This is a genomic window from Sphaerimonospora sp. CA-214678, assembly GCF_050942215.1.
Lineage (GTDB): Bacteria > Actinomycetota > Actinomycetes > Streptosporangiales > Streptosporangiaceae > Sphaerimonospora.
On sequence record NZ_CP192056.1, the window covers coordinates 431,051 to 448,322 of the forward strand.

Consider the following 17,272-nt stretch of genomic DNA (forward strand, 5'->3'; position numbering starts at 1 on the left):
CCTGGAGGGCGTACGGCATGGGCGATGACGTCAACGACACCCGCGATGCTCTGCTCGCCGCGGCCGACCACGCACGCTCATCGTTCGGCTCAAGATCCAGGCCGAGCTCGCACACGTCCTCGTTGAGCGGTGGCCGCCCCTGCGTTCCACCGGCCACCGCGGACGCGATGCCGTACGCACCTCACGGGTTACGGGGCGGCGAGTAGGCTCAGCGGCTGGCCGGGATCGGCCAGTGCCCGCGGATCGACCGATCTTCCTGTCCTGATCAACTCTTTGATCGGCCCGTTGACGTCCCAGATGTTGACGTTCATGCCGGCCAGCACGCGATCGCCCTTGAGCCAGAAGGCGATGAACTCGCGTGCGGCGACGTCGCCCCGGAAGACGACCTGATCGTAGCCGTTGGGCTTGACGAAGCCGACGTACTCCATGCCGAGGTCATACTGATCCGTATAGAAGTAGGGCAGTTCCTCGTAGGCGGCGTGCCTGCCCAGCATGGTGGTGGCGGCGACAGTGGGCTGTTTACGTGCGTTGGCCCAGTGCTCGACCCGTATGCGCTCGTTCAGCAGGGGGTGGAAGGCGTTGGCGACATCCCCGACGGCGACGATGTCGGGATCGCTGGTGCGCAGGCTAGCGTCCACCACGATCCCGTTGTCCACGTGCAGCCCGGCCTGCTGCGCGAGCCGTACGTCGGGGACGGCGCCGATGCCGACGAGGACGGCGTCGGCGGCGATTTCGTCGCCGTCGCCCAGCCGTACCCCGGCGGAGGTGATCTCGCGGACGGTGACGCCGAACCGGAGGTCGACCCCGTGGTCGTGGTGCAGGGTGGAGAAGATCGCGGCGACCTCGGGTCCCAGCACGCGCAGTAGCGGCAGCCGTGCCGCCTCCAGGACCGTGACGGCGACCCCGGCCTGCCGGGCGGCGGCTGTCACCTCCAGCCCGATCCAACCGGCCCCGATCACGGCCAGTCGGGACGCGCCGCTCAGCACGTCTTTGAGCGATTCCGAGTCCTCGATCCGGCGCAGGTAGCGCACGACGGGGGCGTCGGCACCGGGAATCCGCAGTGTCCGGGGGGCGGCTCCGGTCGCCAGCAGCAACTTGTCGTAGTCAAGCGCACTGCCGTCGGCCAACTCGACGCGGTGACTCCTGCGGTCGAGGCCGGTTGCGGCGACGCCGAGTAGCAGCTCGACGTCGTGGTCGGCGTACCAGCCTTCCGGGTGGACGAATAGGCTGTCCCGGTCGGCTTTGCCGGTCAGGTAATCCTTGGAGAGCGCGGGCCGCTCGTAGGGGCGGTGCGGTTCGCCGCCGATCAGTGTGATCCGCCCGTCGAACCCCTGCTCGCGCAGGGCTTCCGCGGCCTTGGCACCGGCCAGGCCGCCCCCTATGATCACGAATTTCCGCTGTGCAACGGCCATGATCTCCTGTCTTCCAGTAGGCGTGATCGAGTGGTCTAGGCGTGGGCGCCGGTGAGAGCGAAGAACTCCTGACGAGATCGGGCATCGGTGCGCAGGGTGCCCAGCAGCGTCGAGGTGACCGTGTTCGAGCCGATCGCCTGAACCCCGCGCAGGGTCATGCAGGTGTGCTCGGCCTCGATCACGACACCGACCCCCTTGGGGTGTAAGCGATCGGCGAGCCAGTCGGCCACCTGTTTGGTCAGCCGCTCCTGCACCTGCGGCCGGCGGGCGAAATGCTCGACGATGCGCGCGAGTTTGGACAGCCCGATGATGCGGTCGCCGGGCAGGTAGCCGACGTGTGCCACCCCGGCGAAGGGCAGCAGGTGATGCTCGCAGACCGAGCGGACCGGGATCTCACGGGCCAGCACGAGCTCGTCATAGCCCTCGTCGTTGGGGAAGGTGGTCAGGTCGAACGGGCTTGCGGTGAACAACTCGGCGTACGCCTGAGCCATCCGCGCCGGAGTCCTCCGCAGGCTCTCGGAGTCGGTGGAGATCCCGAGGGCATGTAGGAACTCGCGTGCGGCCCGCTCGGCGGCGATCAGGTCCACGTCGCGGTCGGAATCGTCGATGACGCGCAGGGCGGTGCTGGAGTGCATGGTCAGCCGGCCTCTACGCCGTGCGTGACCGGTACCGCGATACCCATGATCAGCTCTCCTTCAGGGGTGGGGGAGAAGGCCGGTACCGGGTGTTTCGCCGGGCATTGTTCGCCGATCACCGCCGACCTCCACATCCGTTCAATAACACCAACAAATTTTGGTCTTATTCCCTCTGTGGGTCAAGACCTCGCCCGTGCCGGATGCGAGCACGGTGAAGGAGACGGCGGCGACGAACCCTCGCACGCCGGGGTGTAGCGCCGGGTGGTGTGTAGAGCGTGCGATCAACGGCCGAGGACGGCGCCGACGACGGCCGGGGTGTCGCCGAGGTCGGTGAGGACGATCTCGGCCCCCGCCTCGCGGAGGGCGGCCGCGTCGTAGGTCCCGGTGGCGACGGCGATCACCCGGGCGCCGCCCAGATGCCCGGCCAGGACGTCGTTGGGGGTGTCGCCGATGAGCACGGTGTTGCCGGCGGTGAAGGCCTGGCCATACTTGCGGGCGGCCCGCTCCTGGGCCGGGCGGACCAGTTCTGGGCGTTCCTCGTGGTCCATGCCGTACGCGCCGACCTCGAAGTCCACGAAGTGATCGAGTCCGAAGGCCTTGAGCTTGCCGATCGCGATCGACTCCATGTTGCCGGTGAGCACGGATTGGACGACGTCCGTACGGTCTGCGAGGGCGGCCAGCACCTCGCGCGCGCCGTCCAGCGCCCTGCCGTGCTCCTTGAGCGCCGTCTCGTACGTCAGGAACGCCTCGGCCAGCGCGAGGCCGAGCGTGGTGAGCAGTTGGTCGGAGACCTCGATGTGGTGCAGGCGGAGGGTGTCGGTCGCGATCGCCCGCTCCGTACGGCCCGCCATGTTCGCGACCTGCCGCAGTGTCTGGCCGGTCACGGCCCGGAAGGCGTCGGCGTAGATGTCCCGGCTCAGGCCGCCCGTGGTGATCAAAGTGTGGTCGATGTCCCAGAGGACCAGTGTCTTGCCAGCGCTCACCGTTCGAGCCTAACGATTGTGGCATGCCCTGGCCGGGCGGCCATCGGCCGGCACGATCCCTGGTAGGCCGCCGGGGGAGTGCTCGCTCATCCCGGCCTGCTGACGCCCCTGGCCAGGGGTGCGCGCCAGCCGTACCGCATGGCGAGAATGCGGAAGGCGAAGGCGAGCACGGCCGCCGACAGGGTGGCGGCGAACCCCCGCACGTCCAGCGCGTACAGCACGGCCATCGCCGTCGAGCCGAGCATCGCCGGCACGGCGTAGAGCTGCCGGTCATAGAGCAGGGTCGGCCGCTCGCCGGACAGGACGTCTCGGATGACGCCGCCGCCGACCGCCGTACAGACCCCGAGGAACACGGCGTGCAGCGGGGCGAGGCCGTAGTGCAGCGCCTTGCCGGTGCCGATAGCGCAGAACAGGCCGAGACCCGCCGCGTCGAAGACGAGCACGCCGGGCATGGCCCGCTCGACCTGCGGATGCCAGAAGAAGGCGATGACGGTGGCCGCGATCGGCACGAGGAGATATCCCGCATCCCGGAACGCGGCGGGCTGCACACCGATGAACAGGTCGCGCATGATGCCGCCGCCGACGGCGGTGAAGAACGCGAGCACCGCCATGCCGATCACGTCGAGCCGTTTGCGTACGCCCTGCAGCGCGCCGGACAGGGCGAAGACGAAGATTCCGGCGAGGTCGAGCAGGGGGAACATGGCTGCCCAGTCTCCCAAAAACCCTCATAAGCCGCGAGAGTGGTCGGTGGTCGATAAGAACGGGTGAGGATCCCCCGATGGGCATACGTTGGGGAGGGTGAAGGATCACTGTGCGGTGAACGGGCGGCCCGGACGGAGGCTTCGGCCCGATGGGCGGGAGGGACGCCGGCCCCCGTGGAGCCGTAGGCTGCTCGCCGGTGTGCTCGCCGGCCTGTTCGTGCCGATCTCCGGCTGTGCCGTGGGACAGGGGGATGCCGCGTCGGTCACTGGGAGCGCGACGCGGCAGACGGCGTCCGTACGGCCGACGTCCGAACCTCCGTCGCAGTCGCAGTCGCAGTCGCAGTCGCAGTCGCAGTCGCCCTCGGCCGTCGATCTGCCCGCGCCGGACGCGGCGATCCCCAAGGACCCGGCGCGGCTGGCCGACGCCCTGAGCCGTACGGTCGCGTTGTTGCGCGACGGCATCGACGACTGGGTCCGTACGGGCGGCCCCGCCAAGGGGAAGGCCCCCGAGTCGGTGATCCTGCCCGCCCTGTACGAGCAGCGCGTCTACCGGTATCTGGCCGGCAACCCGAAGATCGCGTCCCGGACGTACGGCGAACTGTCCAAGGACCTGGCCGGGCGGGCCCGGGACAACGTGACGGCCGTACGGAACCTGCTCTCCCTGGCCCACCCCGTCAGCGGGACGGCGAAGTTCCGCGTCGAGCCCCCGGAACCGGCCGATGCGCTGCTCAAGCATTTCCGGCGGGCCGAGCGCCGGTTCGGCGTGGAGTGGGAGGTCCTGGCGGCGGTGATGCTCGTCGAGACCAAGTTCGGCCGGGTGCGGTCGCCGAGTTACACGGGTGCCGAGGGGCCGATGCAGTTCATGCCGGGCACCTGGAAGGCGTACGGAATGGGCGGCGACGTCCACGACACCCGGGACGCGCTGCTCGCCGCGGCCAACTACCTGCACGCCTCGGGGGCGCCGGGTGACTACCGGCGCGCGTTGTACGCCTACAACCACTCCAATGCGTATGTTGACGCGGTCCTGCTGCACGCCCGTCAGATGAAGCGGGACGTACGGAACTACTACGCCTACTACAACTGGCAGGTCTACGTGATCACCACCCGCGGCGAGCGCCGCCTGACCGGCCCCTGACGCTCTGAATGCCGACGGCGGTAGCGGTCATCCTCGCCGCACCGGCCTGAGCGAATCAAAGACCTGGCCGTCTCGCCGCAGGGCCGCATCGCCTACTCGCGTGCCGTGGGGAAGCGGGACGATTCTCTTGAGATCGATAGGACGTTCGTCGGGCTGGTCGACGATCACCGGGAATGGTCGGCTGCGGACGGCCAGGGCTTCGGCGCGTTTCCGGACGGGGAACTCGGTCTGCACTGGCGGGACCTGAACACACTGGTGTTCCGGGGCCCTCGCCAAGGCCGGCTCACCCCGGCTCGCCGCTTTGGACGTTCGCCGCCCGGTAGTGACCTGTCGGCCGCCGGGACGCTCCTGACCATGGGTGTCCCCGAGGACGGGACCGCGCTTACCGTGCCGGGGGAGACCAGGATGGTCGTGTCCCATGTCAGTGTGGAACAGATGTGGGATCAGCAGATCGTGGTCGTCGATCCGCCGAGGAAGCAGCCGATCGGCTCGGCCTTTCGCCGCAGGCTGCGGAAACATCACAGTGTTCACTCTCGACCGGTCCGGCCGCTGTCTGCTGGTCTCGGTGGACAACAGGGCCGGCCAATTCGTGGGTGACCGCCGGAACCCGTATGTGGGAACGCCGAGCCGCACCAGGTGTTCCGCGTCGGCCTGCGTCCTCCGGTCGGCACCCCGAGGCTGACGCCGCAAGCCGCCTGGTACCCCGGTGAAGCCACCCCGCTCAACCTGCCGCAGCCCCCGTATGGAGCGGAAAAGGTGGTGCCCGGCCCTCCGTACATCGTCAGGTCCGGTGCGTCACGAAGGCAGGATGTAGTGGACGCCTTTGCGTTCGCCCCGGCGGAGCAGGGTGCCCGATTGGACCATTCTGTTCAACAGGGAGGTGACCTGAGCGCGGTCTAGCCCGGTGTGTTCGCGGACCTGACGATTGGTCACCGGGCCCTCAGCGGCGAGCTGAAGAACTAGCTGGGGGAATTCCGCAGGCTCGACATGACGTCCGAGCATCATGGCCGGCTGCGGTGCGAGGGCGTACTGTGCACCTCCCCGTTCACCGCTCTGCACGAGCAGTCCCGCGTCTCTGAGCCTCTGCAGGCAGTTTCGCGCATCCACGCTGTCGACCTGTAGAAGGTCGCGGACGCTCCGGTTGGTGAGCACGGCACCGCGCATCGCGTGGACCAGCACAATGCGGTCTGAACCGCGGATGTCCCCTCTGCTCTCGATCTCCTGCACCCAGGCTCGTTCCTCTGGGGTAACAGTGCTGGTACGCGGCAGTACCACGATGACGGAGGTGCCGTCGTCGATGAAGTGCGGCGGATCCAGCAGATGCGCCTCCATGGAGTCTTGCATGACGTCGATCCCCCGCCCGGCATCTTCGGCAAGCCGGTAGCGGCGCAGGGTGGAGATAACGGTCATATTGCGAGGCGCGTTCTGTTCCCGTAGGTTCTGCACGGTCACGGGTTCTGGTAGGGGTCCCGGCGATATGACCTTGATCGCGTCCGGCCGGATTTCCAGCCGGACGGGGCTGCGGTGGTTCTCATAGGTGCGGTGTACGACGGCGTTGGCTATCGCCTCACGCAACACTTCTACCGGAATCCGGGGCAGCTCCACTCGTTTCAGGCCGACGATGACCAGGTCCGAACCGAGTTCGTCCACTACAAGTCGGGTTGTCTCCTCCACCTGGTGTGGCAGCGGGCCGGTGACCTCCGAGCGCTTGTCGTAGGCGTTGCCGGAGTCCCCGTACCGGAAGATCTCTACGTAGGACTTGCCGAGCACCCGCTGTGGTTCGGCAAGGAGATACAGTGCACCAGCCACGGTGACGGCCGGCTCCGAACGCCGCTTGCGGATGAGACCCTTCTCGCTGAGCCGATCGATAAGGTTCTCGTCATCCGGCCAGTTCCACATCTCGGCGACGGATCTGCGGCAGGTGTCATCGACGTCTTGCCACACCGCACCAGACTCGGTGATCTCGAACCGCACCAGGGCCCGCCTGGTGATGAAGTCGCTGAGATCGAAGCCCATCAAGGGCTCGTTCATCGCTGCTTTGCGCACCAGGACCCGGCCGTTGGCGGTCTGGCTGAAGCCCTCCCGCCTCCTGGCCACGGCGACGACGGTGAGTGGGGTCTCTTCCACCAGAAGCTCAAAGATCTCATAACGCCCAGGGTCACGCGCCCTGGTCAGAGCGCGATGCAGACGGGCGGTGGCCTCACCATCGAGACGGCGGCCGTGTAGGTTCCCATCTGGGCCCACCCCGATGAGGAGCACACCGCCGTCACTGTTGGAGAAGGCCACAACCGCTTCCTGGATCTTCTCCTCGGGAAGGCCCTGCTTGAACTCGACATGTTGCCCTTCGCCGGGGAAGGCGGCGCGGAACTCCGTCAGGCTCATCTGCTTGGGCACATCCCCCCGACGCTCGGGATGGAAGCACGGATATGACAAACTTGTTCCTCCTGCTCTCCAGCGAAAAGAATTATGGCATATCTCACGCCTTGTATGCGGACGATCACCCAACTACGCTTCCCTCATCTTCGGGGCCCTTGCCGCTTACCGCTGGGTGGACAAGTTCTCGGGTGACCGGACCATCGCTCTCGCCGGGGACTTCGGCTCGTGGTGCACCGCATCTCCCGTCGTACGGTGGGAAAACGGCGTGAAAGGTCCTCGCTGGGCCTACGTTGGGGACGATGAGGGATCACTGCGCCGGGAGCGAGCTGCCGGAACGTCGCAGCCGACCCGATGAGCGGGCGCTGCCCGCGGAGGGGGTCGTGCCGGGCGGGGGCCCGGGATGTCCGGAGGCCGGTGTCATTCGACCACGGAAAACATCAAGGTCTACCGAGCCGTCGGCGATCTCCACCCCGACCGCCTCCGCTGTCGAGGAGCTCTCCCGCTTTTACAGGTGCGGGCGGATGAGTTCCTCGAGTGCCTCGGGTGAGAGGCGGAGGAGGGGCGACGCGTAGCCGAGGACCTGGGTGAAGACCGATCTTCGGTCCGCGTTGGCCGTGAGCTTCGCCTCGATGACCACGGGCTGGCCGGTGTCGGCATCCATCGCGACCAGATCGGCGTACCCGGTGCCAAGGAGAACCTCGCGGCCCAGGATCACCAGCCTCGGCTATCCGCGTAGCGGCAGCATGGTGGGCCCCCTCGATGCTGTAGTGAAGGTCCGTCTCTCGGAGGAATGGCTGCGTGGGCAGTGGGACCAGCCCATCCGGAGTGTCCTGCCAGATTCCCGTCATCGACCCCGCCTCGCGATCTCCCGATGACGCCAGTTTCACTCGGTCCGAACGCCGTCCACCTACGCTCCCCGATCGTTGCAGACGGGCCCTGCGATAAATGGGGCCTGGCCCTAACAGTCGAACTCGCCAGGCGGAGGGGACAGACACGATATTGATTAAGTCGGGGCTGAAATGCTTCTACCAGGTATTTCAATCTGGTTCATCCGATGTGGCTCTGCCGGCTTTTCAGGCCGAATCAGCCGACGCGGTTGGCTGCGGTACGCCCCTTGTTCCAGCTTTCAACGACCATCTGGTAGCACTGGCTCTCTCGAGACCCGGTGCCACTGTTGTTGTAGCCGCCATTCGAGGCTCGGGTTAAAGCTTCAGCGCGCCAGCGCGCCGCCATGCCACGCTTAAGCATCTTTTTCGCGAGTTCGAGGTCATCGACGCTGGCGCCATGGCGACTGAGGAACATCGCGACCCCGCCAAGGATCACGCCATCCCAGGTCTCCTTGTCTCTGCCCCAGGCCGCCTCGACCACTGTCAGAGTGCGGTCAAGGATCTCTGGCCCGTACTGCTTGGTTATGCGCAAGACGGCCGATACCGCGCCCACGCTGTTCGTTGAGCTCGAACCCAGGCCAAGGTTATGGTCTGTGAGTACGCGGTCGACGCTCACGCAGAGAGCGTCACCGGCGGTCAGACCCACCCTGTACTCGTCCAGCGTGCTGACCTTAGCTGACTCCCGGTTCTTGATGAGAAAGAGAGTCGCCTCCTGCTGCTGGGTGAGGCCATAGTGAATTTCTGCCTTGATGGTTCGAAGGCCCCTGATCCTGCAGGCCTCGGTTCGGTGCATGCCATCGACAACATATCGATTGCCATCGGGACGCTCGGAAACCACGATCGAGCCGAGAGCGTCCACGATAAGGCCGTCAGCGATGCTCTTCGCTCGCTTCAGGTTGAGCCCGCGCTGAGCCTCTTCGTCAACCTTCAACGAGTCGATTTCGACTTCGACGCCATACTCAACGCGGTGATCTGGGAGTACGTACTGGAAACGAGACTTGGCCATCGGGGCGAGACCTCCATATCTAAGGGTTGGCTAGGGCTGTGGCCGGGAGGATCCGGGGGGCGAGGCCAGCGGCGGGGGAGCATGCCTAAGAAACTCGGTCGCGACCACTTCGCTCGTCGTTGACACCATCCTTCGGGCACCTCCGTTCCGTTCTTCCCAGTGCAAGACCGGCGGAACCTGCTGCTTTTGGTGGCCGGTTGTCCGGTGCTTCCCAGCCTGACCAGCCATATCAGTGAGCCAAGCCGCCACCATGGCCAGGACAAACACTGCACCCCATGCCCACAGGTCATGCTTCCACTCGGTAGCGAGGTTCACCGCAGTACTCACCCCAGCTGTAGCGAGCGCAGCGAGAGCGCTCCACAGAAGCCTGGACTTGAGGTTCATTATCTGATGACCTCTCAGGACGGATTCTCAGTCGTAAGGCCGTCCTGTGTTCGTTCTCAACACCTCTCAGGCCTGGCGCCTTGGCACTATAACAGAGCCAAAGCTCCTCATGACTCCAAGTCGTCAGAAATCGCAGCTAGTCGGCTTATTTTCGCATGTCGCAGGTATTGAGCCCCTTCCGGGTGACCGAAAACCATATTTAGGATCTCTGGTCAAGGGTGACGGTCCGTATTCGAGACGGAGCAACACGTGGACAGCCTTGGTGGTCGGCACAGATGCGCTAGCAGCGAGAGCGGCCTGCTGCGAGGACCTTGGAGATCGTATTTAATAACGAGTTCGAGTGTTCGGCGACGGCACGGAAGTCGCAGGTGACCTGGTTAAAGGTGGATCGGTTGTCGGCGATGTCCCGCCTTTGGGTGGCGAGTTGTCAGATCCGGGTGATGTCGACGAACCAGCGCAGCACCAGCGCCCGATTTCCTTCCGGGGCCCGGACAGAAAGGCCCGTCGATCCACTTTAGTTCAGAGATGGTAACAAAGGTATAACGGGAAATCTGTGGGCACCGGACTGTCCGACTGTGGTGAGGACGCTGTCGCATGTGACAGCCGGGTCTGGTTCTGCTACTCGGGGTCGGCCTGGCGAGGAATCTGCTCGGGTGGGCCATTCGTACTGGGGGCGGCGGGCGAAGGTCGATTTGCGGATGGCGTAGACACTTCGTCCGCCGCCTCTCCCGCTTGGGGAACAAGACGTTAATTGCTGAGTTTGCGTGGATGCGCTCTGGAGGCCGAACACCTGTGGCTGAACTGATTGGGCAGGCGCGATGACCACCCGAGGTCGCGATCGACGTAGCCCATGAGGATCAGGAAAGCTGCTCGCGCTCCGGGGATCTCCAATTCGACAGATCTTCCCGGGAGCCGCTGAAAGAAGTTACGCTGGCCGGCGATCAAGGAGGTTGCCTCCTGGGATGACATGGACGGGAGACACCTCTCCGTGGACGACGCACCGGTTCAGGGCCTGTACGACTCGCTACTCACCCGACAGCTCGCCAAGCTGAGCGACTCCTGGCGCGAATCGGGCCATCTCGTCGAGGTCGACCATGTCGACAAAGCGGAGGTTGCCCACCTACTAGGTCGTTTCGTCGGCGAAACGGCCGCCCGTGCGTTCGCCTCACTCAAGAGCCCCGAGGAGCAGGTTCAGCTGGCCAACCAGTTGCTGCGGCAGTTGGCTGACCCCGAGATCGTTGAGGACGGTCCGAGCCGCCTGTTGTCGGTCGTCAAAGACGTGTCCGGCGCGACCTCCCCCGCGCGGCCGCTGACCTCGCTCTCGGAGGCGGCGTTGCTCACCAACGCCCCGGAGGATCCGAACCTGGCCCACGAGTTGGCGACCGAACTGGCCAGTGCTGACCGGGTGGATCTGCTGTGCGCGTTCGTCAAGTGGTCGGGGTTACGCATCCTGGAACAGGCACTCGCCGAACTGCCGCGCCGGGGCGTCCCACTGCGGGTCATCACCACGACCTACATGGGCGCCACTGAGCGGCGTGCGCTGGACCGGCTGGTGGGTGATTTCGGGGCCGAGGTTCGGATCAACTACGAGCAGAACTCGACCCGGCTGCATGCGAAGGCCTGGCTGCTGCGCCGTCGTACCGGCTTCGACACCGCCTATGTCGGTAGCTCCAATCTTTCGCGGGCCGCGCTGCTGGACGGACTCGAGTGGAACGTCCGCCTGTCCTCGGTGACAACGCCACGGCTGCTGGACAAGTTCGAGGGCACCTTCGACTCCTACTGGGCCCGGCCAGAGTTCGAGCCGTACAACCCGGCGACTGACGGCGACCGGCTCGAGGAGGTGCTGTCTCACGCTCAAGCGGGCAAGCGAATCTTCGACATCCCCGCTCTGCTCCCGCACCCCTTCCCCCACCAGCGGGAAATGCTGGAAGACCTCGATGTCGAACGCACCGTGCACGACCGGCACCGCAACCTGCTGGTGGCCGCAACCGGAACCGGGAAAACGGTCGTGGCCGCCTTCGACTACCGCAACTTGCAGCGGCGGCTGGGGCATCGGCCCTCCCTCCTGTTCGTGGCGCACCGCAGAGAGATCCTTATCCAAGCGCTGCGCACCTACCGGCAGGTACTCGCCGCACCCGACTTCGGCGAACTGCACGTCGGCGAGGAGCGGTCCAGGCACTGGCGTCACGTGTTCGCCTCGGTCCAGTCGCTCACGTCCTGCGGCATCGACGCCTTCGATCCCGACCACTTCGACGTCGTGGTCATCGACGAGTTCCATCACGCTGCGGCGCGCACTTACCGGCGGATCATCGATCATCTCAGGCCCAAGGAACTGCTCGGGCTCACCGCTACCCCTGAGCGGGCCGACGGGACCTGGGTGCAGGACGAGTTCTTCGACGGGCGCATCGCCTCGGAGCTGAGGCTGTGGGATGCGTTGGACGCGGACTTGCTCTGCCCGTTCCACTATTTCGGGATCAATGATGAGACCGACCTCAGCCAGGTGAAGTGGTCTCGGGGCTCCTACGACACCAGCGCGCTCGACAACGTGCTAACCGGCGACACGGCCCGCGCCCGGCTGGTGTTCAACGCGCTGCGAGACAAGGTCAGTGATTTGCGTGCGGTCCGCGGGCTGGGCTTCTGCGTTTCGGTACGGCACGCGCGCTTCATGGCCGAGTTCTTCACCAAGGCCGGGCTGCCGTCACTGGCCGTCGATGGGACCACCGACGACGGCGACCGCAGGGCCGCGCTGCGAGCTCTGCGCGACGGCGAGGTCAAAGTTATCTTCGCGGTGGACCTGTTCAACGAAGGCTTGGACGTCCCTGACGTCAACACGCTGCTTCTGCTGCGACCCACCGAGAGCGCGACTGTGTTCCTCCAGCAGCTTGGTCGCGGGCTCCGCCGTACCCCCGACAAGGACGTGCTGACGGTCCTGGACTTCGTGGGCCAGCACCGCAAGGAGTACCGGTTCGGCAACCGGTTCCAGGCGCTGACTGGGCTCACCCGGGGACGCCTGGAGGGCCAGGTGAAGAACAACTTCCCACGGCTGCCGTCGGGATGCCAGATCGTCTTGGACCGGGTCACCAAGGACCGCCTCCTCGCCGAGCTAAAGATCCATCTCAGTGCCACGGTCGCCACACTCAGCCAGGAGATCCGCTCCTGCGCGGAGACGTCCCTCTCCAACTACCTCGAAGCAGCCGGGCGCGACATCGGCGACCTCTACCGCAACCGGCGTTACTGGACCTTGCTGCTGCGCCGTTCGGGGCTTGTCAGCGAAGGCGCCTCCCTGATGGAGGAAGCGCTTGGCCGTCGCGTGCGCGCCTTGCTCCACGTGGACGACCGGCGACGGGCCGAGGCGTACGCCCGACTACTGAAGCCTGATGCACCCCGCTACGACGACTGCTCTCCCGTAGAGCAGGCCTTCGCCCGGATGCTGTTCTTCTCGTTCTGGCGTGATGGCGGCGGGTTCCGCTCCTATGACGAAGGGCTCGCTCTGCTGCGTGCCGAGTCCATGCTGGCCGAAGAGATTCGTCAGGTGCTTGCCTACGGCGTCGATCGCCCTCGTTATGTGGCCAAGCCCCTGCCCGATCCGCTGCGGCAGGTGCCGCTTGCGGTCAACGCCCGCTACTCGTCCGACGAGATTCTCGCCGCCTTGGGCTGGGCGACCCTGGGCGGATCGGTGCCGTCGACCATGCGTGAAGGTGTCGCATGGAGCCCGGCGACACTATGCGATGCGCTTTTTGTCACCCTGCACAAGAACGAGAAGGAGTTCTCACCGCAAACCATGTACCGGGACTTCGCCCTTACTCCGAACCGGTTCCACTGGGAGTCTCAGCATCGCACTGGCGCCCGATCGACGACCGGGCTGCGCTATCAGAACCATGAACGGGAGGGCAGCAGTGTCCTACTGTTCACCCGGGAACGCAAGGAGGACGAGAACCGCCATCCCGAGCCGTTCGTCTTCCACGGCACCGTCCGCTACGTGGAACATAAGGGCGAACGTCCCATGGCCATCACCTGGCAGCTTGACGAGGAGATGCCCGCCGACCTGTTCCGCCGCGCTGCCATCGCGGTATAGCCGCCGGATGGACTCGGCTTTCCCACGGGAGGGGGCATTGCGTGGTAGCGAGCCAGACGAGGTTACTTGGCCGTGCTCACACGGCCCGACCGGTAATGATGTTGTGCCAGAGCTCTCGCATCTGGGCGAAAGGCGACCACTCGGTTTCCATTACCCGCTGCCCCTTCGGGGTCCGGTCGGTCCGCCGGACGAAGAAGAGCGCGCCGGCCTGGCACAGCTCGTAGATGCGCGCCCTGCACTCGCAGGTGTGCTCTTTCACCCTGGTTCGAGGGCAGCGGTGCTGCGGCTTCAGCCACCGGACCGTTACAGCGTCGGGCTGCGCGACGGCGGCGTGAATGCCGTGGTAAGGCTCCGGGATCTCCAACTCAGGGATCTTGGGCACCTATGCCACCTCACGCTCATCCGTCGGGAGTAGCAGACGGAGTCGCCCGTAGAACGCCAGCAGCGCGATTGATGGTCCATCGACACACCACGCCCTGCACCGGCTATGAACGCGTTCGACGAGATGGGCCTTGCCTGATAGCGGGTCCGGGACCACCGCGAGTTCCACCCCAGGCCAGGCGGCGTACGGGTCCAGGTAGGTCCGGGCGGCCAGGATCGTCGTGACCACCGTTTCCCACAGCGCCTCCTCCGCCTTGGCGAGGCTGGGATAGGGCGTGCCCTTGCTCACGGTGTCGCTGATCAACACGACCAGCGGTTCAGGGTCCGAGACGAGGTGATATTGCTCATCACGCCAGCCGTAGGTGTGATGCACCCGATTGCCGGGATCGTGCGGTAACACTTATTTTGACCTTTCCTCATGCGATAAGCCATTGTCATATATGACAATGGCTAAAGAGTATGGTGCATGTCAATCAACTCAGCCAAGAACGGAGAGGGGTCGCCCGGTGCCGGGGCACGCCTACCAGCACATCGCCGACGAACTCGCGACGGCGATCTTGACTGGCCGCTACCGGCCGGGAGACAGGCTGCCCAGACAGAAGGACTTGGCCGAGCAGTACGAGGTCTCCGCGATCGTCATCCAACAGGCCATCGCCCTGCTCAAGAACGCTGGCCTTGTCGACAGCGCAGGTCGCGGCGGAACCATCGTCCGAGACCGGCCGCAGATTCGCCGGATCAGTTCAAGGCGCTACCAGGCTGACCGCGGCCCGCAGGATGAGCTGCGGACCAGTTTCACCCAGGATGCGGGGATCACATGGTCGCAGTACCGGCTCGACAAGGCCTACCAGTGGATTGAGGCGGACGAGCGTCTGGCCGGGCTGTTCGGCGTAGAAGCAGGAGCAAGGGTGCTTGAGCGGCGGTTCGTGTTCTACGCGAACGGCATCCCATCGCAGATGTCCCGCCCGTGCCTGCTGGCCGCTGACGTGGAAGGTACGCCGGTCGCGGACCCGCACAACGAGCCCTGGCCAGGTGGGACGATCGCGCAGATGAGCACACTCGGGTTAGAGGTAGACGAGATCACCGAGTCGGTCGCGACGCGCATGCCGACACGGGAGGAAGCGCAGACGCTTAATATCGGTCCGGGCGTACCGGTGTTCGCGATCACTCGGCGTATGCTCGCTGGCGGACGCGTGGTCGAGGTCGCAGACCCGATCGTGATCCCGGGCGATCGCGCGGTGCTGGACTACGACATCCCCCTCTAGCTTGACTCGGTTTTCATCACCTGCCGCCCGCTCGGTCCGCCAGATGAAAAAAGGTCTGCTGGCCTGGTACGACTTGTAGGTCCGCAACCCGCACTCGCGGGTTTGCCCCTGTGCGGCCAGAATGTCGTCATGGCGAAGATCAAAGAGTTCTTTAAGGACACCAAGGCTTCTGGTCCGCACCCCACAGAAGTAGAGTGCGGGTATCAGGTGATTCGTGGGAGCAAGGGCGTCTTACTGCAGCTCAGCACCTATGGATCGGACAGTCGGCAGTCTGAGTCTGGATCCACGACGTGAATTCTGTTGATCGTTTTCCGGTCTTATTCCTCGACGAGGACCGTTCCGCCAGGTAAGGGCCCCGTTTTGCGGCGTGGCGGGGCCGCCGCGCTCGAGTCGCGGCCTGTCCGGGTGCCCTTCGGGTCGGGGTGGGGGTGCGCGGGGGTGCGGGTGACCGTCGCGGTCGTCGAAAGGTGCGGTGACCGGGGTTCGGGCGGTCAGGCCACCTGTTGCGGGGGTGGCCGGTGGGTGGCCTCGAAGAGGTTCATCCAGGCGCCCTGCCATCGCCAGTGCTCGGGCAGGTGCACGGTGATGTGGCCGCGGCCGTGCCGAGCGATCCGAGCCGGCACGTCGATCAGGTGACGGCGCAGTGTGGCCCCGCGTGCCTTGGCGTGGAACGCCGAGGCCAGGCAGCCGGTGGCGCGCAGCAGGTTGTAGGCAATCACCGCCAAGGTCAGCCACGCGGCATTCGCTGTGAAGATCCCCGAGGGAAGATGCGCCAGCGGCCCATCGATCAGATCAGCATTGACCTGTTCCATGGCCGCGTGATCGCGGTGCTGGGATTCGGCCTGAACCAGATCGAAGGGGCTGTCGGTGAAGATCGGGTGATAGCGCCAGGTCGCGAACAGCTCGTCTTGACCCCGATCGGCCTGGAGGTTGAGGCGTTTGACTCGGCGCACGATCAGCCGTGCGGTCACCGCCCGGCCCTTCTTAGAGGTGAACGCCGTATACGGGATCTCGGCGACCTGGGCATCGGAGACCCAGCCGCCGGCCTGCTCATCGAAGACCGCCCTGGGATAGGCGATCGGGATCCAAGCGGACTCGGGGATGGACGCGATCGCCGCTTTGATCTTCGGGTCCATCTTCGCGGTCACCGAGAAATGCGCGTGGTGGTCGCGGCAGGAGGCGATCGCGCCCGCGTTGTAGAACGCCGAATCGGCGCGCACCACCAGGATGTCGCCGGCTCCGACGGTGCGCGCGGCGCCGATCGACTCGCGCAGGTACGGCTCGGCGCCACGAGCGGAGTTCGCGCTGCCGCCCCGCAGCCGACAGGAGACGATCACCGGGGCGGCCTGCGGCGTCGACAGAGTTGCCAGCAGCACGTTCAGCCCGCGGACCAGCACACTCTTCCCCTGGATCTTGGTGTGGCCGAATCCCGATCCCTGCTTGGCGTACCCGTAGGTCCGCCGCTGCATCGAGTCCACGTCCAAGAACGCGACCACCCCAGCATCGGGCAGCAACGGCATATGAGCGGCCAGCCGTTGCAGCAGAGCGCGGCCGGCTTTCTCCAGTTGGCGGACGTTTCCCCAGGTGAACGACCGCAGGAACGCCCCGAGCGTTGACGGGGCACGCACATCGGTGAAAAGTTTGTCCATCCCGCCGTGGCGCAGCACGTCCAGATCGTCGATGCTGTCGGCCCCGGCCAGCATCCCCGCTACGACCGCGCTCACCTTGATCGGGGCGTTCACCCCGTCCTGGTCGCCGATCGCCACGCACTCGTCGACCAGTTCGACCAGGCCGCATCGCTCGGCCAGCCGCATCGCCGGCAGTAGCCCGGCCAAGCCGATCACGTGCTCGTCGTCGAAGGTTGCATGCGTCTTGCCGGGGGCGTGAAATAATCGCACGTGAGAGGTGTCCGCTCGATCTGGTTGTTGGAAGCCTGAAGAACTCCCATCATCCCAGCTCGGAGGGCACCTCTTCCCATATTCAGGGCACTTCAGTCAGATTTCGGCCCGTGGATCCAGGCTGAGAAGAAGACAAG

13 protein-coding genes are annotated in these 17,272 nt (G+C 65.6%); 3 read left to right on the plus strand and 10 right to left on the minus strand.

The window, feature by feature from the left end; translation table 11 throughout:
- Positions 1 to 188: 188 nt before the first annotated feature.
- From ACQP1K_RS01945 to ACQP1K_RS01960, 4 genes are all read right to left on the minus strand, one after another.
- Complete coding sequence (locus ACQP1K_RS01945) at positions 189 to 1,412, minus strand: NAD(P)/FAD-dependent oxidoreductase (RefSeq protein ID WP_433499143.1); 1,224 nt, start codon at positions 1,410 to 1,412, stop codon at positions 189 to 191.
- Between the two features lie 35 nt (positions 1,413 to 1,447).
- Positions 1,448 to 2,047 carry a GTP cyclohydrolase I FolE gene (gene folE / locus ACQP1K_RS01950; RefSeq protein WP_433499144.1) on the minus strand — a complete coding sequence of 200 codons (600 nt, stop codon included), beginning with the start codon at positions 2,045 to 2,047 and terminating at the stop codon, positions 1,448 to 1,450.
- Positions 2,048 to 2,328: 281 nt separating this feature from the next.
- Positions 2,329 to 3,030: an HAD family hydrolase gene (locus ACQP1K_RS01955; protein WP_433499145.1), complete on the minus strand. Its 702-nt coding sequence runs from the start codon at positions 3,028 to 3,030 to the stop codon at positions 2,329 to 2,331.
- A gap of 86 nt (positions 3,031 to 3,116) precedes the next feature.
- Entirely contained in the window at positions 3,117 to 3,731 is a 615-nt protein-coding gene (locus tag ACQP1K_RS01960) for a trimeric intracellular cation channel family protein (protein ID WP_433499146.1), read from the minus strand.
- 115 nt (positions 3,732 to 3,846) lie between these two features.
- Here ACQP1K_RS01960 and ACQP1K_RS01965 point away from each other — a divergent pair, with 115 nt between their 5' ends.
- On the plus strand, positions 3,847 to 4,866 hold the full coding sequence (locus ACQP1K_RS01965) for a lytic murein transglycosylase (RefSeq protein WP_433499147.1): 1,020 nt from the start codon (positions 3,847 to 3,849) through the stop codon (positions 4,864 to 4,866).
- Positions 4,867 to 5,661: 795 nt separating this feature from the next.
- Here the strand turns inward: ACQP1K_RS01965 and ACQP1K_RS01970 are convergent.
- From ACQP1K_RS01970 to ACQP1K_RS01980, 3 genes are all read right to left on the minus strand, one after another.
- The gene (locus tag ACQP1K_RS01970) at positions 5,662 to 7,248 is read right to left on the minus strand and encodes an ATP-binding protein (RefSeq protein ID WP_433499148.1); all 1,587 of its coding nucleotides are present in this window, start codon (positions 7,246 to 7,248) and stop codon (positions 5,662 to 5,664) included.
- A gap of 499 nt (positions 7,249 to 7,747) precedes the next feature.
- Positions 7,748 to 7,957: a hypothetical protein gene (locus ACQP1K_RS01975; RefSeq protein ID WP_433499149.1), complete on the minus strand. Its 210-nt coding sequence runs from the start codon at positions 7,955 to 7,957 to the stop codon at positions 7,748 to 7,750.
- Positions 7,958 to 8,325: 368 nt separating this feature from the next.
- Complete coding sequence (locus tag ACQP1K_RS01980) at positions 8,326 to 9,135, minus strand: DUF6551 family protein (RefSeq protein WP_433499150.1); 810 nt, start codon at positions 9,133 to 9,135, stop codon at positions 8,326 to 8,328.
- A gap of 1,372 nt (positions 9,136 to 10,507) precedes the next feature.
- On the opposite strand from ACQP1K_RS01980, the gene ACQP1K_RS01985 reads away from it, so the two are divergent.
- On the plus strand, positions 10,508 to 13,594 hold the full coding sequence (locus ACQP1K_RS01985) for a DUF3427 domain-containing protein (RefSeq protein WP_433499151.1): 3,087 nt from the start codon (positions 10,508 to 10,510) through the stop codon (positions 13,592 to 13,594).
- A 76-nt stretch (positions 13,595 to 13,670) separates the two neighbouring features.
- Here ACQP1K_RS01985 and ACQP1K_RS01990 read toward each other — a convergent pair whose 3' ends face one another.
- A complete protein-coding gene (locus tag ACQP1K_RS01990; protein ID WP_433499152.1) occupies positions 13,671 to 13,976 on the minus strand; it encodes a hypothetical protein in 306 nt (101 codons plus the stop codon).
- Positions 13,977 to 14,375 (minus strand): hypothetical protein, encoded by a 399-nt coding sequence (locus tag ACQP1K_RS01995; RefSeq protein WP_433499153.1) that lies wholly within the window; start codon positions 14,373 to 14,375, stop codon positions 13,977 to 13,979.
- A 106-nt stretch (positions 14,376 to 14,481) separates the two neighbouring features.
- Here ACQP1K_RS01995 and ACQP1K_RS02000 point away from each other — a divergent pair, with 106 nt between their 5' ends.
- Positions 14,482 to 15,237 (plus strand): GntR family transcriptional regulator, encoded by a 756-nt coding sequence (locus tag ACQP1K_RS02000; RefSeq protein WP_433499154.1) that lies wholly within the window; start codon positions 14,482 to 14,484, stop codon positions 15,235 to 15,237.
- Between the two features lie 491 nt (positions 15,238 to 15,728).
- On the opposite strand, the gene ACQP1K_RS02005 is transcribed toward ACQP1K_RS02000, so the two are convergent.
- A complete protein-coding gene (locus tag ACQP1K_RS02005; RefSeq protein WP_433499155.1) occupies positions 15,729 to 17,135 on the minus strand; it encodes an IS1380 family transposase in 1,407 nt (468 codons plus the stop codon).
- Between the last annotated feature and the right edge of the window lie 137 nt (positions 17,136 to 17,272).